The organism is Marinilactibacillus psychrotolerans (assembly GCF_900101525.1).
Taxonomy (GTDB): Bacteria; Bacillota; Bacilli; order Lactobacillales; family Carnobacteriaceae_A; genus Marinilactibacillus; species Marinilactibacillus psychrotolerans.
This window is the reverse complement of record NZ_FMZD01000020.1, coordinates 21780-40952: the sequence shown is the minus strand read 5'-3', so window position 1 is coordinate 40952 and position 19173 is coordinate 21780. Positions and strand designations below refer to the sequence as shown.

Annotated in this window: 19 protein-coding genes; 16 read left to right on the top strand and 3 right to left on the bottom strand. The window is 33.6% G+C overall.

Annotated elements, in window-relative coordinates:
• Positions 1 to 833: 833 nt before the first annotated feature.
• The 9 genes from mgtE to BLT22_RS09990 all read left to right on the top strand — a co-directional run bounded on the left by mgtE (position 834) and on the right by BLT22_RS09990 (position 11216).
• On the top strand, positions 834 to 2195 hold the full coding sequence (mgtE, locus tag BLT22_RS10030; protein WP_091762965.1) for a magnesium transporter: 1362 nt from the start codon (positions 834 to 836) through the stop codon (positions 2193 to 2195).
• A 125-nt stretch (positions 2196 to 2320) separates the two neighbouring features.
• Positions 2321 to 2662, top strand: coding sequence for a winged helix-turn-helix transcriptional regulator (locus tag BLT22_RS10025; RefSeq protein ID WP_087057000.1), 342 nt, complete (start codon positions 2321 to 2323; stop codon positions 2660 to 2662).
• Between the two features lie 407 nt (positions 2663 to 3069).
• Entirely contained in the window at positions 3070 to 4065 is a 996-nt protein-coding gene (pheS, locus tag BLT22_RS10020) for a phenylalanine--tRNA ligase subunit alpha (protein ID WP_371861802.1), read from the top strand.
• 6 nt (positions 4066 to 4071) lie between these two features.
• Positions 4072 to 6489, top strand: coding sequence for a phenylalanine--tRNA ligase subunit beta (gene pheT, locus BLT22_RS10015; RefSeq protein WP_091762961.1), 2418 nt, complete (start codon positions 4072 to 4074; stop codon positions 6487 to 6489).
• 213 nt (positions 6490 to 6702) lie between these two features.
• The gene (locus BLT22_RS10010) at positions 6703 to 6969 is read left to right on the top strand and encodes a cell division protein ZapA (protein ID WP_091762959.1); all 267 of its coding nucleotides are present in this window, start codon (positions 6703 to 6705) and stop codon (positions 6967 to 6969) included.
• Positions 6970 to 6999: 30 nt separating this feature from the next.
• The gene (locus tag BLT22_RS10005) at positions 7000 to 7575 is read left to right on the top strand and encodes a CvpA family protein (protein ID WP_091762957.1); all 576 of its coding nucleotides are present in this window, start codon (positions 7000 to 7002) and stop codon (positions 7573 to 7575) included.
• Positions 7576 to 7722: 147 nt separating this feature from the next.
• On the top strand, positions 7723 to 10098 hold the full coding sequence (locus tag BLT22_RS10000; protein WP_091762955.1) for an endonuclease MutS2: 2376 nt from the start codon (positions 7723 to 7725) through the stop codon (positions 10096 to 10098).
• Positions 10099 to 10216: 118 nt separating this feature from the next.
• Positions 10217 to 10528, top strand: a complete 312-nt coding sequence (trxA, locus tag BLT22_RS09995; protein ID WP_072695478.1) for a thioredoxin — start codon at positions 10217 to 10219, stop codon at positions 10526 to 10528.
• Between the two features lie 406 nt (positions 10529 to 10934).
• A complete protein-coding gene (locus tag BLT22_RS09990; RefSeq protein WP_091762953.1) occupies positions 10935 to 11216 on the top strand; it encodes a hypothetical protein in 282 nt (93 codons plus the stop codon).
• A 165-nt stretch (positions 11217 to 11381) separates the two neighbouring features.
• Here BLT22_RS09990 and BLT22_RS09985 read toward each other — a convergent pair whose 3' ends face one another.
• Positions 11382 to 11819 carry a DUF2507 domain-containing protein gene (locus tag BLT22_RS09985; RefSeq protein ID WP_176935448.1) on the bottom strand — a complete coding sequence of 146 codons (438 nt, stop codon included), beginning with the start codon at positions 11817 to 11819 and terminating at the stop codon, positions 11382 to 11384.
• A gap of 262 nt (positions 11820 to 12081) precedes the next feature.
• Here BLT22_RS09985 and racE point away from each other — a divergent pair, with 262 nt between their 5' ends.
• The 4 genes from racE (at position 12082) to cbpB (ending at position 14826) form a co-directional block, all read left to right on the top strand.
• The gene (gene racE / locus BLT22_RS09980) at positions 12082 to 12909 is read left to right on the top strand and encodes a glutamate racemase (RefSeq protein WP_091762946.1); all 828 of its coding nucleotides are present in this window, start codon (positions 12082 to 12084) and stop codon (positions 12907 to 12909) included.
• A complete protein-coding gene (locus tag BLT22_RS09975) occupies positions 12906 to 13514 on the top strand; it encodes an XTP/dITP diphosphatase (RefSeq protein WP_091762941.1) in 609 nt (202 codons plus the stop codon). The genes racE and BLT22_RS09975 overlap by 4 nt, the downstream gene beginning before the upstream one ends.
• Before the next feature lie 14 nt (positions 13515 to 13528).
• Positions 13529 to 14041, top strand: a complete 513-nt coding sequence (locus BLT22_RS09970) for a YfcE family phosphodiesterase (RefSeq protein ID WP_091762938.1) — start codon at positions 13529 to 13531, stop codon at positions 14039 to 14041.
• A gap of 299 nt (positions 14042 to 14340) precedes the next feature.
• Positions 14341 to 14826 carry a cyclic-di-AMP-binding protein CbpB gene (gene cbpB / locus BLT22_RS09965; RefSeq protein ID WP_091762934.1) on the top strand — a complete coding sequence of 162 codons (486 nt, stop codon included), beginning with the start codon at positions 14341 to 14343 and terminating at the stop codon, positions 14824 to 14826.
• Positions 14827 to 14873: 47 nt separating this feature from the next.
• On the opposite strand, the gene BLT22_RS09960 is transcribed toward cbpB, so the two are convergent.
• On the bottom strand, positions 14874 to 15770 hold the full coding sequence (locus BLT22_RS09960; RefSeq protein WP_091762931.1) for a mechanosensitive ion channel family protein: 897 nt from the start codon (positions 15768 to 15770) through the stop codon (positions 14874 to 14876).
• A gap of 401 nt (positions 15771 to 16171) precedes the next feature.
• On the opposite strand from BLT22_RS09960, the gene BLT22_RS09955 reads away from it, so the two are divergent.
• The 3 genes from BLT22_RS09955 (at position 16172) to BLT22_RS09945 (ending at position 17806) form a co-directional block, all read left to right on the top strand.
• Positions 16172 to 16570 carry a DUF948 domain-containing protein gene (locus tag BLT22_RS09955; RefSeq protein WP_091762927.1) on the top strand — a complete coding sequence of 133 codons (399 nt, stop codon included), beginning with the start codon at positions 16172 to 16174 and terminating at the stop codon, positions 16568 to 16570.
• A gap of 72 nt (positions 16571 to 16642) precedes the next feature.
• Positions 16643 to 17215 (top strand): YtxH domain-containing protein, encoded by a 573-nt coding sequence (locus BLT22_RS09950; RefSeq protein WP_091762924.1) that lies wholly within the window; start codon positions 16643 to 16645, stop codon positions 17213 to 17215.
• A 90-nt stretch (positions 17216 to 17305) separates the two neighbouring features.
• Positions 17306 to 17806 (top strand): DUF421 domain-containing protein, encoded by a 501-nt coding sequence (locus BLT22_RS09945; RefSeq protein ID WP_091762920.1) that lies wholly within the window; start codon positions 17306 to 17308, stop codon positions 17804 to 17806.
• Between the two features lie 62 nt (positions 17807 to 17868).
• Here BLT22_RS09945 and BLT22_RS09940 read toward each other — a convergent pair whose 3' ends face one another.
• Positions 17869 to 18969, bottom strand: a complete 1101-nt coding sequence (locus tag BLT22_RS09940) for a M24 family metallopeptidase (protein WP_091762916.1) — start codon at positions 18967 to 18969, stop codon at positions 17869 to 17871.
• Positions 18970 to 19173: the final 204 nt, after the last annotated feature.

The window sequence follows — 19173 nt, the reverse complement described above, 5'->3', positions numbered from 1 at the left end:
CAAACCCTTTCGTATACATCATTCCGCGCTTTTTACTGTTTTTTTCTTTTGGAAGAACATCGTGATCTGCGTATTTTCTAACTGTACGCCAATCATAACCGGTTTCCGTGACAATTTTATTTAAAGAATAGCCTTCTTCATTTCTCATTTTTTTGATAGAATAAATTTGGTCCATTGTGAGCATCCTTTCCCACGCCTTTCTGAAGTTCTTAGTCAAACTCCATTTTAGGCGAATGGTATGGGTGGAAGCAATGGGCTATTTTATTTGGCCCGAGTTATGGATTTTTTCTTGCACTATTCTACATATTTATTCTGCCATACACAATAAAACCGGCTATAACTAATGAGTTTTTTTTATTGATAAAACAAGAACATTAGGGTAAAGTGAATGTATAAGTACAACAATGAAAGACAAATAAACTTAAATTGTGATGGTAGTGGGGAGAATGAAAGTAGTATTATTACAGCTCTCTTAAAGTTCATCAATCCAATGATAACTATAATGTAATTGGAATAGTTTAGACCAAAAGTTTCAAAAGAAGAACTCTTCATGATTTTCAGTCTACAGATGCAGGGGTAGTGACCATCAGATCATTTTATTCACATGCTCAGGCGTGTTTTTTTTATGGAGTGAATTAATGAGGAGAGAACTCTCTCTAGTTTTAAAGAATAAGAAAAAAGTTAGTCATTTTAGTAATGAAAATTTTGGAGGTGAGGCATATGGATAGTGCTCCCAGTTCGAGAGTATTCTTTGAGTTAAAAGCAAATTTGTTCAATGGACATCCTTATAGTATGTCTTCTCTAAAATTTAATCATGAAACGGGTGACCAATAATGAAAATAGTCAAAACAACTGAACAAAAACATTACAATAAAATATTTCAAGCAGCAAAAAAAAATGATCGTGAAAAATTCAGAAAATTATTTTTACAATTGCATGATAGAGATCAACATGCAATATTTCATTTACTTTATCCAGATAAAAAAGCTAAAATAGCTGACTTCCTTACTCCAGAAGAATTTTCAGAAATTTTCGAATGGATGGATACAGAAGATCAAGAAGATGCAGTTCAATACTTACCTGATGAGTATATGGCAAAAGTATTCAATCATATGGCAGCTGATGATGTTGCTCATTTTTTGACCAATAGCGAAGAAACAGATAATCAGTTATTGTTGTCTATGATGGATAAACGAGAAAGCGATAGAGTACAAGAATTACTTTCTTATGCTCCGGAAACTGCCGGATCAATTATGACGAAAGAGTTTATTTCGATTAATTATAAGTCAACCACTAAAGAAGTTATCAGCAGACTACGTCAGATTGGACATCATGCTGAAACAATTTATTATTTATATGTAGTTGATGAAAAAGGGCATTTACTAGGTGTACTTTCATTAAGAGATCTCTTATTGTCTTCAGAAGATGAGACAGTAGAGTCCTTAATGTACTCTCAAGTGGTTTCTGTAAGGGTAGATGAAGACCAAGAAAAAGTCGCACAGATTATACAAGATTATGATTTACTTGCCTTACCTGTTTTAGCTTATGATGGATCTATGTTAGGAATCGTAACAGTAGATGACGTAATGGATGTTATTCAAGACGAGGTCACAGAGGATTTCAACGAGTTTGCTGGTATTCGAAGAGGCACGGATGATAAAAAAATGTCTCCATTTAAAGCTGCAAAATCTAGAGCACCTTGGATTATTATTTTATTGTTCTTAGGATTGCTTACAAGTAGTCTAATTAGTTATTTTGAAGATACTTTAGAGTCTGTAGTGATATTAGCAGCGTTCATTCCTATGATTATGGGAACCGCCGGGAATGTAGGAACGCAGTCATTAGCAGTGGCCGTTAGAAATTTGTCGATTGATGATAAAGATAAAGATAGTTTCTTTAAAACTGTCAAACAAGAATTTACGGCAGGCATGATGATCGGGATTTTAGCAGCTGTTGTAATGATTGGGATTGTAATGGTTATCTATGGCAACCCTGTCTTGGGAATTATTATCGGGGCTTCAATTTTTTTGTCAGTCAGTTTGGCTTCTGTTACCGGATCTGTTATTCCGGTAATTATCAATAAATTTAATATAGATCCCGCCGTAGCATCCGGACCATTTATAACTACCTTAAATGATACTATGGGTTTAGTTGTCTATTTTACAATAGCGACTTCTCTTATTAATTACCTGTAAATGATATAAACTTGCAAATTTTGAACAAAATAGATAAAATATATGGAAAATAATTATATGTTCTTACAATAAGTAACAAATGATGGTATACTATATCTGTCTGAAAGTAGAGGTGAACATACGTGATTGAAATAACACAAAATAAAATCATTTGTCCTAAATTTGAGCAAACTTTTTCTATTCTAGGGAAAAAATGGACTGGGCTTATAATCGATGTTTTACTGGAAGGACCTCATCGCTTCAAAGACCTTTCTCAATCTATTCCAGAAGTAAGCGATCGTGTCCTTGTTGAAAGATTAAAAGAACTGGAGCAAACAGGTATCGTTACTAAGGAATTGGATGAAAACTGCGAACTTAGATCAGGATATTGTTTGACAACTAAAGGTCATGCATTGGAAAGTGTAATGAAAGAAGTTCAATCCTGGGCTGATGAATGGATCAGCGAAGAAGAGTGTCATCAAGCTTAATTCGTTTTTTAAAAGGTAACTTAATCCATAAATACTATGGTGAAAAAGAGTAGTTCAGTGAAATATTAAGAGACCGAATATCAAAGGCTGAAAATATTTGGATAGGAAACTGAATGAAGTTCACTTTCATCGCTTAGATGAGTCGTTATAAATATAGACTCTCTATTAAAGTAGATTTCCTAATAAAAGAAATCTCGGTATGCGCCGTTATGCAAAAGTGTAGAATTATATTTGTCTAATTCTAAACAAGGGTGGTACCGCGTGTTGACCTCGTCCCTATATTGGGATGGGGTCTTTTTGTATATTTTTTGGAATCAAACTAAATTAGTTACATAAAAATTAAAAGGAGTAAATAAATGGACTTAAAAGAAAAACTAGCTATATTAGCTGATAAAGCAACACAGGAAATGAAATCTGTATCGACAGTAGAAGAACTTGAGACTTTACGGGTGTCTTATTTAGGAAAAAAAGGAGAATTAACACAAGTATTAAAAGGCATGAAAGATCTATCAGCTGACGAACGTCCAGTTATTGGACAGTTAGCTAACCAAGTGCGAGATGATCTGACGAATCAAATGTCAATGACTAGAGAGACCATTCAAAAACAAGTATTGAATAAGCGCTTGGCAGAAGAAACTTTAGATGTAACGCTGCCGGGAGTTAAACCAATAAAAGGACAAAGCCATGTGATCACCCAGATCATAGAAGAAATTGAGGACTTATTTTTAGGAATGGGGTATCAAATTGTTGAAGGAAATGAAGTTGAAGAGGATTATTATAATTTTGAGCGAGTGAATTTACCGCAGAACCACCCGGCTCGAGATATGCAGGATACATTCTATATTACTTCGAAAGTTTTAATGCGTACGCATACGTCGCCCTTACAGGCACGAACTTTAGAAACACACGATTTTTCAAAAGGACCTCTTAAAATGATTAGTCCGGGGAAAGTGTATCGCCGTGATACGGATGATGCGACACATTCTCATCAATTTCATCAGATCGAAGGAATGGTAATTGATAAGCATATTACAATGGCTGATTTAAAAGGAACATTAGAAACATTGGCTAAAAAAATGTTTGGTGAGAATCGGGAAATTCGATTACGTCCAAGCTATTTTCCATTCACTGAACCTTCTGTTGAAGTAGATGTGAGCTGTTTCAAGTGTGGAGGAAAAGGCTGTAATGTTTGTAAACATACAGGTTGGATAGAAATCCTTGGAGCTGGAATGACGCACCCTGAAGTTTTAAAGATGTCTGGAGTAGATCCGGAAATCTATGGTGGTTTTGCCTTTGGAATGGGACCAGACCGGATTGCGATGTTGAAATATGGAGTAGATGACATCAGAAACTTCTACTTAAACGATCAGCGTTTCTTAAAACAATTCAAGGTGAGAGGGTAGGATATAATGAAAGTATCATATAATTGGTTAAAAGAATATTTAAACTTAGAAAATATAACGCCTGAACAGTTAGCTGATCAGATAACGTTAACAGGAATTGAAGTAGATAGTTTGATCGTACCAGGGGAAGGACTTAAAAAATTAGTCGTTGGAGAAGTGCGTACAGTCGAAAAAATGGAAGGATCTGACCATTTAAACGTTACACAAGTGGATGTAGGAGCAGAAGAACTCTATCAGATCGTTTGTGGTGCACCCAATGTAGCTGAGAATCAGAAGGTGGTTGTTGCCTTGCCTGGAGCAAGGTTACCAGGAAATTTTAAAATTAAAAAAAGTAAATTAAGAGGACATGTATCAAATGGAATGATTTGTTCACTAGAAGAATTAGGATTCTCGGACTCGGTAATTCCTAAGCGTATAGAAGACGGAATCTACGTTTTGCCAGAAGAAGCTATAGTGGGAGCAGACGCTTTATCTTATTTAGGACTGGATGATATCATTATTGATTTAGATATTACACCAAATCGAGCAGATGCGATGAGTATGCGCGGAGTTGCCTACGAAGCAGGAACGATTTTATCACAGAACCCTGAGTTTGAAAAAGTTTCTTTATCTGAAAATGCAGAGGATCTTATTGAAAACTATATGACTGTATCCGTACAAGCTAAAGAAGACACACCAGATTACAAACTACGTATAGTAAAAGATGTAATAGTTAAAGAAAGCCCATTGTGGCTGCAGCGTAAATTAATGAATGCTGGAATCAGACCGATTGATTCAGTAGTTGACGTGACAAATTACATTATGCTTGAGTATGGTCAGCCTCTTCATGCTTTTGATTATGATGCACTAAATTCAAAAGAAATTTATGTCAGAAGAGCTAAACAAGATGAAAAGATCATCACACTGGATGGGCAAGAGAGAACATTAAATCAAGATAATCTAGTTGTCACAAATGGGGATCAGCCGGTAGCACTGGCAGGTGTTATGGGTGGACAAAATTCCCATGTAACAGAAAAAACTAGAACGGTTGCTATAGAATCAGCTGTATTTGCATCTTCCTTAGTACGAAAGACAGCGCAGTCTTTAAATTTAAGAAGTGAGTCAAGTTCAAGATTTGAACGCGGTTTGAATCTAGGAACTGTACAAGCAGCCTTAGACCATGCAACTGCATTGATTGCAGAGATCAATGGAGGTCAGATAGTATCAGGTATAGCTGAAATAGAAGTGACTAAACCTTTAGAAAAAAAGGTTTCGATTACACTTCAAAGGATTAACCATGTGCTGGGAACAGAACTTTCTTTAGAAGAAGTAGCTTCTATATTTATCCGATTACAATTTGAATATACATTGGTTGAAGATGAATTTATTATTTCAGTTCCACTTAGAAGATGGGATATTTCAATTGAAGCAGACTTACTTGAAGAAGTCGCTAGAGTGTATGGGTATAATAAAATTCCATCAACATTGCCTATGATGGAATCAACTCCAGGTGAATTAAATGATAAACAGCGATTAACACGCTTTATTCATAGGTATTTAGAGGGAAGTGGGTTAGCTCAAACAATTAGTTATGCTCTAACAACACCGGAGAAAGCAGAAAGATTTAGTATGAAACCTTCAAAAACAACTAACCTTGACTGGCCAATGAGTGAAGAACATAAAACACTAAGGTTAAGTTTAATCAGTGGTTTAGTCGATAATGCAGCCTATAATGCGGCTAGACAAATGAAAAATATTGCTCTTTATGAAGTTGGGCATGTGTTTTATGAAAATGAATCAGGTAACTTGCCATTGGAAGAGGAACATGTTGCTGGGTTACTATCAGGATCATTAACAGAAAACACTTGGTCTAACACTGCTCAACCAGTTGATTTCTACACGTTAAAAGGAATTGTTGAAGAATTACTTGAAACCATAGGAATCAAAGAGACCATCAAGTTTGCAGCAGACAGTTCATTTAACGATCTACATCCAGGTCGTACAGCTGAAATCTATCTAGGTGAGGAAAAAATTGGGGTGATTGGTCAGATTCATCCAGAAATTGCCGGCGTATTTGACCTTGAAGAAACGTATGTTTTTGAATTAAGTGTTGATGCGCTTGTTGCAGCAGAAAAAAATTCAGTACTTTATGCAGCTATTCCAAAATATCCAGGTACGTCACGTGATATCGCCTTATTAGTTGAAGAAACAATTAGTCACAACGAGGTAATGGATGTAATTGAAGCAAATGGTGGAAAGTGGTTACAACAAGTGCGTTTGTTCGATTTATATCAGGGAGAACACATTGAAGCAGGTAAAAAATCAATTGCTTATTCATTAGCTTATTTAAACCCAGAAGCAACTTTGAAAGAAGAAGAAGTAAATAAAGATTTTGAGAAAGTGAAAAAGGCTTTAAAACAAGAGCTCAATGCAGAAATAAGATAGGTAAATGTAATGATTTAATTTACGCAAGAAAAGGCTCCTGCTGGGGAGTCTTTTTTTGTGTTGAACTAGTTTAAATGATCGTATAGTATAAAAACAATTCTCCTATAGCTACATTTGTTCGCGTTAAACATTAGAAAACGGTCACCAAGTGATGCAAGAATTCGTTTTTCATGTTATTATAATATAGAATTTGCATATCTAGGAGGCTGATGTATGCCTGAGAAAAAAAGAAGATTTAAAGCAAAAATAGCAGGGGAAACTTATACTATAGTAGGCCCTCGTTCAGAAAAACATATGCATGTAGTAGCACAAACAGTAGATGAACAAATGACTCAACTGCAACAAATGACTAAAGGACTAGATTCAGAAAAACGAGCAATGTTGATGGCTATCAATGCAGTTTCGGATCAGTTAGAAATGAAGAAAAAAGTTATTAAACTTGAAGAACGAATCAAAGAATTGGAAGAAAAACTTTCTTGAATTAAATAAATAGCCATTAAGGAGTACAAAATGTTATTATCGTTGATCATTCTATTATTATTGTTATTGTCTTTATATAGTGGGTTTAAAAGAGGGCTGATCCTACAGTTGGTTTTAACAATCGGCTATGCAATATCTTTTTATTTTGCTTTAGAATACTACCAAGAGGTAAGTAACTTAGTGGAAATGATGGTTCCTTATCCGAGCCCAGTATCATCAAATTCGAATCCATTTGTACTTTACGGACAAGAATTCATTTTTAATTTAGATCAGGGATTCTATAATGGTGTAGCATTTATTGGTATTCTTGTACTAGGATGGATCGTTACAAGATTTATTGGAGGGCTACTAAACTTTCTTACCGAAATTCCAGTAGTGAAACAAATAAATGGAATTGGTGGAGCAATTGTAGGATTTATTGTGCAGTATATTGGAATTTTTCTGATTTTATTTTTATTATCAATGATTCCGATTAAAATGATTCAAAGTCAATTTGAGTCGAGTGCCCTTGCAAGAACGATCGTTTCCGATACACCGGAGCTATCTACTGATTTGTATAACTGGTGGATCGAAGAAGGCCTTCAAGAAGATACTATTGAAGAATAAAACTTATGGTCGTTTAAAAAATGTTAAACATCAGGGTTAAATATAAATAGGTGTTGCTCTAGAAAGAAAAAGCAAGGATGCTTTTTTCTAGCAACACCTTTTTTTATGAAGAACGGATGAATAGAAAAAATAGAGAGGCTTGATAGAATGAAGATGAAAATTGAAAAGTCATTTAAAACATTAGATTTTCCTAAAGTAATCAATCAACTTTCTAAGCATGCAGTTTCAGAGTTAGGAAAAGAAAAGATTCACGCTCTTTCTCCTTCTTCAGACTATATTGAAGTTAAAGATAAACAAGAGGAAACAGAGGATGGAGTAAGAATCTTACGTATGAAAGGTGGAATTCCTTTATCTCCATTTATTGATATCAGACCTCATTTGAAGAGAGCAAATATCGGAGCAGCATTGAATGGAAAAGAAGTTGCACAAATTGGAAAAGTAATTAAGAGTGTACGTGAGATTGACCAGTTTTTTGTAAAATTAAAGGAAGACGAAATTGAGTTAAAGCAACTATATAAAATTAGTGATCAGTTTGTAGCTCTAAGACCGCTTGAAAGAGCCATTTTTACTGTCGTAGATGAAGATGGATATGTGCTGGATGATGCAAGTACTGCTCTAAGAGGCATACGAACTGGAATTAAGCAGACAGAAAGTAGAGTACGCCAAAAATTAGAAAGTATTGTAAGGGGAAGCCAAGCAAAATTTTTGACTGATGCAATTATTACAATGAGAAATGATCGATATGTTATTCCGGTTAAGCAGGAAAACAGAACAACATTCGGCGGTGTAGTACACGATCAGAGCTCTACGGGACAGACACTATTTATCGAACCACAAAGTGTTGTTGATCTCAATAATCGCTTAAAACAGTACCAAAGTGAAGAACGTAGTGAGATTGAGAGAATACTAGCTGAGGTTACAAATGTGATCATGCCTCATACGGCAGAAATTGATCAGAATATGACTGTCTTAGTTTTACTTGATTTCATCAATGCAAAAGCAAAATATGCACAAGAAATCAAAGGAATCAAGCCGTTGATTAGCGAAAATAATGCAGTTTCATTTATGCGGGCTAGACATCCTTTATTAGAAGAAAGCGAAGTAGTTGCAAATGATATCATTTTAGGCGAAGAATATCAGACAATGATCATAACGGGACCAAATACTGGTGGGAAAACTGTCGCTCTTAAAACATTAGGATTGCTTCAACTAATGGCACAGTCAGGGTTACAGATTCCAGTAGCAGAGCAAAGTGTGATGGGGATTTTTTCTAGTGTATTTGCTGATATCGGAGACGAGCAGTCAATCGAACAAAGTTTATCAACTTTTTCTTCTCATATGACAAATATTGTAGAAATTTTAAATAAAATTGATGATCAGAGTTTAGTTTTACTGGATGAATTAGGGGCTGGGACTGATCCTCAGGAAGGAGCTGCTTTGGCAATTGCACTATTAGATGCTATTGCAGCAAAAGGAAGCTATGCTCTGATAACTTCCCATTATCCTGAATTAAAAGCATATGGATACAATCGACCTCAAACAATTAATGCGAGTATGGAATTTGACGTAGAAACTTTAAGTCCGACATACAAGCTTTTAATTGGCATACCAGGTCGTAGTAATGCTTTTGAGATTGCTAAAAGACTTGGTCTAAACGATATGGTTATTGAATCTGCCAGACAACTGATGAGTGGAGAAAGTCAGAGTGTGGATGAAATGATTCAAGACCTTGAAAATAAAAGAAAACAGGCGAGTCAAGAAACGGGTAAAGTTCGTGAAGAATTACAGAATGCTCAAGCATTGCATAGAGAATTGAAAAATGCTTTTAAAGAATATGAAGCAGAAAAAGAACAATTAAAGAAAAAAGCAGAAAAAGAAGCCAATCAGATCATAGAAAAAGCTCAAAAAGATACAGAGAAAATTATTGAAGACCTTAGAGCACGCCAGTTGCAAGGGGCACAAGGTTCTGCAGTTAAAGAGCACGAATTTATAGAAGCACAGTCTAGATTATCTAATTTGAAATTAGAAGAAGAAAGTCTGAAGAAAAATAAAATATTACAAAAACAGAAGCGTAAGAAAGAACTTAAACCAGGGGATTTTGTCCAGGTAGAGTCATTAGGTCAAAAAGGGACAATAGTTGAAAAATCCGGTAATAAACAATGGGTAGTTCAGATGGGTATGCTTAAAATGAAGCTTAATGAGAGTGATCTTACACCTGCTCAACAAGAAAAAGAACCGTCTTACAATCGGACTTCTTTGAAATCAACTTCTATGGGGTCTGTATCCACAGAAATAGATTTAAGAGGAGAAAGAGTGGAGGCAGCTTTGAATCAATTAGATCAGTATATTGACCAGGCAATACTGTCCAATTACCCTCAAGTAACAGTGATTCATGGGATGGGGACTGGCGCAGTTAGAAAAGCTGTACAAGATTATTTGAAAAAACACCCTCAGGTTAAATCTTATAATGATGCGCCAGCCAATCAAGGAGGAAATGGTGCAACGATTGTACTATTTAAGTAGATTATAAAAAAAGTCTAATAAACAAACCCAATAATGGATTTTTTAAATAATCTTTGGTATACTAAAAACAATGATAGGAACTTACTTTTTAATAGTAAAGTTATAGGAGGAATTTATAATGGTTAAAGAACTTACAGATAATACATTTGATGAACAAACAGATTCAGGATTAACGTTAGTCGACTTCTGGGCAACTTGGTGTGGGCCTTGTCGTATGCAATCTCCAGTAATTGATCAATTAGATGAAGAATCTAATGGCGATGTTAATTACTATAAAATGGATGTAGATGCAAATCCAGAAACACCTGGAAAATTTGGAATTATGAGTATTCCTACTTTATTAGTAAAAAAAGACGGAGAAGTCGTAGAAAAATTAATTGGATATCACAGTAAAGAACAAATTGAAGAAACACTTTCTAAACATAAATAATTTTTATGAAAACTAAGTGATTTAATTATATAACATTCTTCTAATTCAACTACAGATTTAAAACGGTTATGAATTGTTATAATTGTTTTAGATTGAACTTAGTTTGTTTTGGAAGAATGTTATTTTATGCTTAAATGACTATAAGTAAAATCAGATAAATGTGTCTATTTTTTAACAATTAGTGCAGATATCAAAGAGAAATAGGTATTCGGGTATCATTATGTAATTATTTGAGCTAAAATATATCCAACGTAATAAATAGTGAAAATACTAACATTATGGAACTGTCTGAACGATTTATCTGTTATGTATGACTGAATTTTAAAAATTTAATTCAGTTTAAATTTTTAAACTGCCTAAAGCATTCTGATAGGACTACTTATAGGAATGAATGGAGTGTGCTACAATGGCTCAAAGAAATAGTCTTGACAACAAAGTTAAAAATACTACCAAGTATAGTTATATTGTCGATTGCATAGATAAACAAGTTCATTTACTAGTAGATGCTAGAGATGTTTTTTACAATGCGGATGATGAAATTGACTGTCCCTTAGATGTAGTGTTAAGAAAAAATAATTATACTCTTCAGGATCTGATGAATTGGGATGCAAGAGAAATTAGATTTATCCAAATCATTGATGGTAATGAAACGATCTTAAATAGTTTTTCGCTAGATGTAAATCTGTAAACAGATTGACGAGTATATAATTGAATTAATTTTCGTAAAGTGTTTATGAAAAGATTTAAGTATGTGTAAAAACATAGTTTCTTTTCTTAGCGCTTTTTTTGTTTTATACATAAAAGACACTCTATTGGAAAACAGAAAATCTGTTCATTCCTTAGAGTGTCTTTTTTAATTTTGATCTATAGGTAGTGGTTCTTTTGGGTCCATTTGTATTGTTAAATGAACTTCTTTTTTCTTAGGTTTTATCTCATAAATTCCTTCTGAATAAATATTAATAAGTCTTTGTAATTGTTGGGATAAGTAGCCTGTTTCTAATGAGAAAGAAGGGAATTGATCATTTTCTAATCGCTGTTCAATAACTTCACCAGATAACCTATAAATTTTTCTGTTCTTTTTCTCTTCAATTTGGGTAAGCATTCCGAATGAATATTGTTCAAAAAGTCTGAGCACTTCAAGTTCGGTTTCTACAGGATGATTTCGGGCCAGATCTTTTCCTGCCCAATATAAAATAGCATCAATATCTTCACCTAAAAGGTTAGATAACAAATGATCTCTTAATAAGATAATAGAATCAAACTGTTGAATTTCTGTATTTTGCTCTGACAAACTTTTCACCTCGTGATTTCACCTAATATTTTATAGTATAACGTATTTGACTTTGCTTTTCTAATTAAATTTTATTAGCAGTCAATTTTTATAAAGAATATAAAATGAATTCTACATTTTCGAATAGTTCTAATCACGTTCTACTTGCGCATTTGATAAAAAAAAGAGAAAATAGGGGAGTAAATATTAAAAAGTAGAATTATAGTCGATTTTACACTATAATGTGTGTCCGGCTTAATGCAATGAAGAAGGTTGTTATAAGATGAGTAAAAGAGCAATTGGCTTACTTGATTCTGGTGTAGGCGGTTTAACTGTGATGAAAGAAGCAATGAAACAGCTGCCGAATGAATCTTTTTATTATATTGGGGATACCGCCCGCTGCCCTTATGGTCCTAGACCAAAAGAGCAGGTAAAAGAGTTTACGTGGGATCTTACCAATTTTTTATTAGAAAAGAATATTAAAATGCTAGTTATAGCATGCAATACCGCAACGGCTGCAGCATTGCCAGAATTGAAAAAACAGTTAGATATTCCAGTAGTTGGTGTAATTCTACCTGGAAGTCGTGCTGCAATAAAGACGACTAAAGATAATCGTATAGGAGTCATTGGAACGGATGGAACAATTTTATCAGGGGAATACCGACGAGCAATTACCAAAAAACAAGCAACTGCGAATGTATTCAGTCAGGCCTGTCCTAAATTTGTGCCGCTAGTAGAAAGTAATCAATTAAATAGTTCTATTGCAAAAAAAGTGGTAACTGAAAGTTTACAAAATTTGAAAAAACAAAAAGTAGATACGCTCGTATTAGGCTGTACGCATTATCCATTGCTAAGACCTCTAATACAAAACGTTATGGGAAAAGAAGTAACCTTAATTGATTCTGGAGCAGAGACGGTTAATGAAGTGAGTATGTTGCTTGATTATTATGATATGGCTGAAGTAAAAACAGATGAAATTAATGAAAGAAAATTTTACACAACTGGCTCTGTCAATATGTTTAAAGAAATTGCTTCTAGCTGGTTAGAAATGAATGAAATAGAAGTTGAACAGGTATCGATAGATAGATTGAAAGGACTAAAAGTAAAATGACGCCAAAAAATAAAATTGTTATTGCAACAGGAAATAAAGGAAAAGCTGCAGAATTTAAATCTATTTTTGAAAAATTTGGATTTGAAATTCAGACGCTTCTTGATTATCCAGAATTAGACGAAATTGATGAAACAGGAGACACTTTTGCTGAGAATGCATTACTCAAAGCAGAAGGTGTATCCAAAGCTTTAAATACAATTGTTTTAGCAGATGATTCCGGTCTGAAAGTTGATGCGCTGCAAGGTCAACCGGGTATCTACTCAGCAAGATTTGCAGGAGAAGAAAAAAACGATGCAAAAAATAATGCCAAACTTTTAGGAGAGCTGTCAGAATTACCATTTGAAGAAAGGACGGCTCATTTCCATTGTACACTTGCGCTAGCTGCTCCGGATAAAGAGAGTATGACAATTGAAGGGGAGCTAGATGGTTATATATTAGGCGTTCCAAGAGGACAAAACGGATTTGGATATGATCCATTATTTTATGTTTCTGAAAAAGACAAAACACTAGCTGAATTAACTCATGAAGAGAAAAATAACATTAGCCATAGAGCAATAGCAGTCCGGAACTTAGAAAAAGTTCTAGAAAATTGGATTAATAATTAAAAAAGGATGATTGGATGAAAGCATTAATAATTAGTGATAATCATGGGGATACGTATCATATGGAAGAAATTTTTTCTATATATGAGAAAGAAATTGACCTATGGATTCATTGTGGGGATTCTGAATTTACTGAAGAGAATCCTTTGTGGCAGAACTATCATACTGTAAAAGGGAATATGGATACTACAAATGCTTTTCCTGAAAGCAGTGTCGTTAAATATTATGAGAATGCTTTTTTAATAGTACATGGACATCTTCATAATGTGAAGTCTTCTTTCTCTACTTTAAAAAAAGAAGCAGAACAAGAAGGGATACAAATTGTATTTTACGGACACACTCATATTCCAAGAGTGGATAAAGAGGATAATATTTATTTTATTAATCCTGGGAGCATTGCTCAACCTCGAGGACCTATTCATAAGGGGACCTATGCTATATTAGAATTAGAAGATAATAGTGGAATTATCCGTTATTATGATGAAGATCATAATCCGGTACCTCAATTAAATGAAAAAATAGAATTATAAAACACAAAAATGTCAAACGTTATATCAACTGTGTAAAAGAGTAGAAAGCATACATATAATCTGGAAATCACTTACTTGTATGTGTGTTTAAGTCTGCTCTTTTTATAGGGTAAATAAATAATGTGAAATCATATATATTGTAGAATATTTCGAAAATATTAACAGTTTAATTGTTAATAAAGTTCATTTTATATAAGAGTTATCTAAGAATTTTCACTTATTACGAAAAAAAGTTTGGGCAAAAGGTAAAATGATAGTAGAATAATAATGGAGTGATAACGTTTACAAGGAGTGAAACCATGATTGGTGAGAAAATTAAATCCTTACTAATTGACAAAGACAATCAGCTAGTCAAATCCGCAGATGAAGTGGCGGTAGTAGGAACGAAGAACCGCTTGGACCATGCACTTCTCATATTGACTACAGACAAATATTCGTTGGTTCCTGTATTGGATGAGAAATCAAGAATGCAAGGACTGATTTCTATGCCTTCAATCATGCAGGCAATTATGGATATAGAAGATGTACACTTTGAGAAGCTTGGAGAAATTAATGTTGAGGATATTATGGACAAAGACTATCCGTTTGTCTATGAGGACTTTGAACTTGAAAATGTATTGCATATGTTAGTAAATCACGCTTTTATTACAGTAATAGATGAAGAGCGTACTTTTAAAGGGATTATAACAAGAAGTGAAATTTTAAAAGGAACTAATAGGATTGCTCATGAATTTGAACGGTTATACGATGTTAAAGAAAAAGTAACAACCGATTCAGTAAAATAGAAAAAAGGCTCTAAATCGTTTATTGATTTAGAGCCTTTTATGTTTTTCTAAACCGATGCATCAAAATTAATGGTAGGTAATTCAATCCCCTCTTTAGCAAGAGCCTCAACATAGTGTTCATAAAAAGCATTCCGTACACCAAACTCTTTACCTGCTTTAGTATACATGATAATTTGAGCAGCTGTTTGCCCAGCGCCGATAGGAACAAAAGCAATTTCAGAAGGTTCAATAGTTATTTCATCGTATTGGGGAATAAGGTTCTGATTAACTCTATCAAGCACTCTACGGACTTTATCTAAGTCAGTATTTGGGAATAACCTAATCTGTATCATAACACGCATATCAGCTCTAGAACGATTACTAATAACGGATATAGCACGATTAGGTATAAAGTGAATGGTCCCATCAAAATCCTTGAGTTTTGTGGTTTTCAAATTTACATCTTCCACAACACCTAATATACTATTAATTTCTACGACGTCTCCGACATCAAGCTGTTTCTCAAGTAATATCATAAACCCATTAACGATATCAGAAACGAAACCTTGAGCACCAAGAGAAAGCGTTAAACCAATAACACCGGCACCTGCTATTAGTGTACCAACAGGTATACCCATAATTCCTAGAATCGTATAAACCAAAAAGAAGTAAAGCACAGAGTTATATATATTTTGACTTAACTTGTATAAAGTATTGTATCTATTTGGAACGGTATGCTTCTCTTTTATATATTTCCTGAAGATTGTTTCGATTACGTAGCGACCAACTTTTTTTAAAATAAAAAAAATAATGAATGATAGTAAAATTTGCAGAACGGAAATAATAGCAGAAATTAAGATGGTCTGCCATTCAATGGACTCCCAAAACTGAGTCAGTAAATTTTTCTGCTTAGTCACTTCTCCTATGACTTCATCTACACTGCCATCTTCTGTTGCTAAATACATATTTTATAACTCCTTTGTATAATGAAAAGTGAATTTTAATAATCTATTTGTAACTAAGAATCATTTGATAAATTGTATCAAAAAAAGGAAAAATTTTCATTCTAATTTGTGAATGAACTAAACTTATCTATTTATAGATCATACTATAAAAGTATTGATTTTTATAATTTTTCTATTGAATAATTTAGAACATAGAATAAGGCTGACATTTAAATAAGAGGAAATTTCAGATTAAAGCTAGTGATTAAAGGATATAAAGCTAAATTGGAAGAGGAGATAAGTATCAAAGAATTTAAGGATTTATTAAAATACTAATGAATACACAATCTTACTATTTGCTTTTTTGTTTTAGAGAATGGTATTCTAAAAGTATAAATAAACTTATGAAAGAGGGATTTAATATGACAGGTGGAGAAATTGCAGCATTAATTGCAGCTATTGCATTTGCTGTTTTGGTATTAGGACTATGTTACGTATTATTCAAAGTAGCAAGTGTAGTATCACAATTAAATACAACAATCAATGAAGCCAACAAAAGTATAGGGACAATTACAAAAGATGCAGATCATTTATTGATTGAGGTCGAAGGATTGTTAAATAAAACAAATACAACCTTGAATGATGTGAATGGTAAACTTGTACTAACGGATCCATTATTTAAAGCTGTTGGAGACTTAGGTGTTTCAGTATCAAGCTTAAATGATTCAACCAGAAATCTTACTACATCTTTAGGTAGCGCTTCTAGACGCGGAGCAAAACTGGGTGTATCTAGAAAAATCAGTAATAAAATTGCTAAGTAATAGATTAAATTTTTCCATTTAAACAAGAAATGGTAAGTGAACTAGAATAGTAAAAAAGGAGAGCGGATAGTTATGAGTAAACAAAGTAAATCAGAAGGATTCTTACTAGGTACGATTGTCGGAGCTGCGATTGCAGGGGTTAGTGCATTGCTATTTGCGCCAAAATCAGGTAAGGAATTACGTGAAGATATTACTCAACACTCAGATCGTACAAAAGACCAATTAAAAGATTATGCGGACCTTGCTAAAGAAAAAGGTGTAGAGTTAAAAGAGACTGCTCAAAAAGCTAGCTCTGAATATGTGGATACTGCTAAAAAGACATACGGTCAAATGGCAGAATCTTTGAACAATAGTAAAGATGAACAGAAGAATACGTTAAATGACATCAAAAAAGAGGCTGCATCAATGGCGGAAGAAGCTAAAAATGCTGTTAATGGTGGAACGAAAAAAGAAAGTAATTTAAATAATCATACTGGTATCGGAACGGAAGAAGCGAAATCTCGTACTATGTCATTTGATTATGATGAAAAGAAAATGACTGAGAGTGAAAGCAAAAGTCAAAAGACTGAAAATACTAGTACAGAACAGACTACTGAAGACGGCAAGGACGATAAAGGTACCACAAATACGAATGTTGGAATTTAAGTAATACCTGTTAGCTTTTTCAAAAGAGATGCACTTTAATTAGTGTGTCTTTTTTTTGTTAGATCGATGAAAAGAAAGGAGAAAAGCACTATGGCACTTTCGTCATTTATTAGATTATTAATTGTAGGGTTTATCTGTTACTTTTTGATTGTATTGGTACTAAGAGTTTCAGGAAAACGAACGTTATCAAAAATGAATGCCTTTGACTTTGTGGTTACTGTAGCACTTGGTTCAGTGTTATCAAATATCTTGATTAATAACGAAACGTTATTAATGGAAGGAATAGTATCATTTTGTTTACTGGTATTTTTACAGTTTCTATCGAGCTGGTTATCAGTACATTCCCCTACAGTTAATTCACTATTGAAATCAAAGCCATCCTTATTGTATTATGATGGGAATTATTACTATAAGCATATGAAGAAAGAGCGGATATCCAAAAATGAGATTACCCAAGCTATTCGCTCACAAGGAATTGTTTCTACAGATTCTGTTTCTGCAGTTGTACTGGAAACGGATGGGAAAATTTCTGTTTTAAAAAAACAACCAGATAATACGGATGAAAACACATTAGAAAATATAGATAAATAAATAAAGAAGACTTTTTATGAAATTATTTTGTTTCATAAAAAGTCTTCTTTAAATAGGAAATATTATTTTTTTGTAATACTTGTTAATTTTTTTGGTGTATGAGTAAAGGGGATGCACCCATCGGATGTAACGTAGACACAGTCCTCAATTCTTACGCCAATTTTATTTTCAATATAAATTCCAGGTTCAAGCGAGAAACACATACCTTCTTTAATTTCCATAGTACTACCCTTGGATAAACTAGGATATTCATGAACCGTTTTGCCTAGGCCATGCCCTAAACGGTGGGTAAAGTAATCTCCATAACCTGCTTCTTCGATAACAGTGCGTGCTATATTATCTAATTCTCCAGTTGTAATACCTGGTTTTACAGCAGCTTGAGCTTTTTCTTGGGCTTTTAAAACCACATCATAAATGGATGCAGCCTCTGAAGAAATCTCTCCAAATGCAAAGGTACGAGTTACGTCGCTTGTATACCCTTCTGCTACAACCCCTAGATCAAACAATACCAGTTCATTATCTTTAAGTTTACGTGCTCCGGGAGTGCCATGAGGGCTGCCAGCATGATCTCCAAAAAGGACCATTGTTTGAAAACTCATTTCTGAAATGCCCAATCTCTTTAATTGGAATTCGATTTCAGCCACAACTTCTTGTTCACTAATTCCAACTTTAAGAGTATTAATACCAATCTCCAAAGCTTTATCAGCCATTTTTCCGGCAATAACCATTTTATTGAATTCTGTTTTTGACTTTATTAATTGAATAGATTGTATGATGTTAGAAATATCTAAAGTTTTAGGATTATCTGTAATAGAAAGTAATTGGTTATAACGGTCAACAGTTAAGTTGTTTTCCATAATACCGATTTTTTGATAAGACTGATTAAAGCTTATTAATTTGGTCTGAATAATTTCCCAAGGATTTTCTTCATCTTTATAACTGAGAATATCTGGGACTGAAGAGACAGCGCGTGCATCATTTTCTTCTAAAAAAGGCGTAAATAAAAATGCTCTATCTTTTAAAACAAATAATGCCAGAAGTCTTTCGTGAGGGTCACTTTCAAAATCGGTAAAATAACCAATTAAACTGGGATCATCTATATAGAGAAGGTCTAGGTTGTGCTCATGAATGGTCTGTTTAAGTCTTTCTAAAGCTTGATTCATCAAATTCCTCATTTCCTACATAATAGTTGATATTTCTATTGTAACACGATTATAATAAGAGAACAGATTAAATAAAGTAAGCCTTTTCTGAAAAAAATAAAGAAATTTTCATGAAAACAAGAATTAACTATTGAAATCTCTTACATGCTTTGCTAAAGTTAATAAAGTAAGCAGTAATACTTTAAATTAAAAAATGAAATTTGA

Excerpts from the sequence above, each read along its gene's own strand:
- BLT22_RS09945 (WP_091762920.1), top strand. The coding sequence starts at position 17,306 with ATGGCACTTTCGTCATTTATTAGATTATTAATTGTAGGGTTTATCTGT.
- BLT22_RS09970 (WP_091762938.1), top strand. The coding sequence starts at position 13,529 with ATGAAAGCATTAATAATTAGTGATAATCATGGGGATACGTATCATATG.
- pheS (WP_371861802.1), top strand. The coding sequence starts at position 3,070 with ATGAAATCTGTATCGACAGTAGAAGAACTTGAGACTTTACGGGTGTCT.
- cbpB (WP_091762934.1), top strand. The coding sequence starts at position 14,341 with ATGATTGGTGAGAAAATTAAATCCTTACTAATTGACAAAGACAATCAG.
- BLT22_RS09990 (WP_091762953.1), top strand. The coding sequence starts at position 10,935 with ATGGCTCAAAGAAATAGTCTTGACAACAAAGTTAAAAATACTACCAAG.
- BLT22_RS10005 (WP_091762957.1), top strand. The coding sequence starts at position 7,000 with ATGTTATTATCGTTGATCATTCTATTATTATTGTTATTGTCTTTATAT.
- BLT22_RS09975 (WP_091762941.1), top strand. The coding sequence starts at position 12,906 with ATGACGCCAAAAAATAAAATTGTTATTGCAACAGGAAATAAAGGAAAA.
- BLT22_RS10010 (WP_091762959.1), top strand. The coding sequence starts at position 6,703 with ATGCCTGAGAAAAAAAGAAGATTTAAAGCAAAAATAGCAGGGGAAACT.
- pheT (WP_091762961.1), top strand. The coding sequence starts at position 4,072 with ATGAAAGTATCATATAATTGGTTAAAAGAATATTTAAACTTAGAAAAT.
- BLT22_RS09955 (WP_091762927.1), top strand. The coding sequence starts at position 16,172 with ATGACAGGTGGAGAAATTGCAGCATTAATTGCAGCTATTGCATTTGCT.
- BLT22_RS09940 (WP_091762916.1), bottom strand. The coding sequence starts at position 18,969 with ATGAATCAAGCTTTAGAAAGACTTAAACAGACCATTCATGAGCACAAC.
- racE (WP_091762946.1), top strand. The coding sequence starts at position 12,082 with ATGAGTAAAAGAGCAATTGGCTTACTTGATTCTGGTGTAGGCGGTTTA.
- trxA (WP_072695478.1), top strand. The coding sequence starts at position 10,217 with ATGGTTAAAGAACTTACAGATAATACATTTGATGAACAAACAGATTCA.
- BLT22_RS09950 (WP_091762924.1), top strand. The coding sequence starts at position 16,643 with ATGAGTAAACAAAGTAAATCAGAAGGATTCTTACTAGGTACGATTGTC.
- mgtE (WP_091762965.1), top strand. The coding sequence starts at position 834 with ATGAAAATAGTCAAAACAACTGAACAAAAACATTACAATAAAATATTT.
- BLT22_RS09960 (WP_091762931.1), bottom strand. The coding sequence starts at position 15,770 with ATGTATTTAGCAACAGAAGATGGCAGTGTAGATGAAGTCATAGGAGAA.
- BLT22_RS10000 (WP_091762955.1), top strand. The coding sequence starts at position 7,723 with ATGAAGATGAAAATTGAAAAGTCATTTAAAACATTAGATTTTCCTAAA.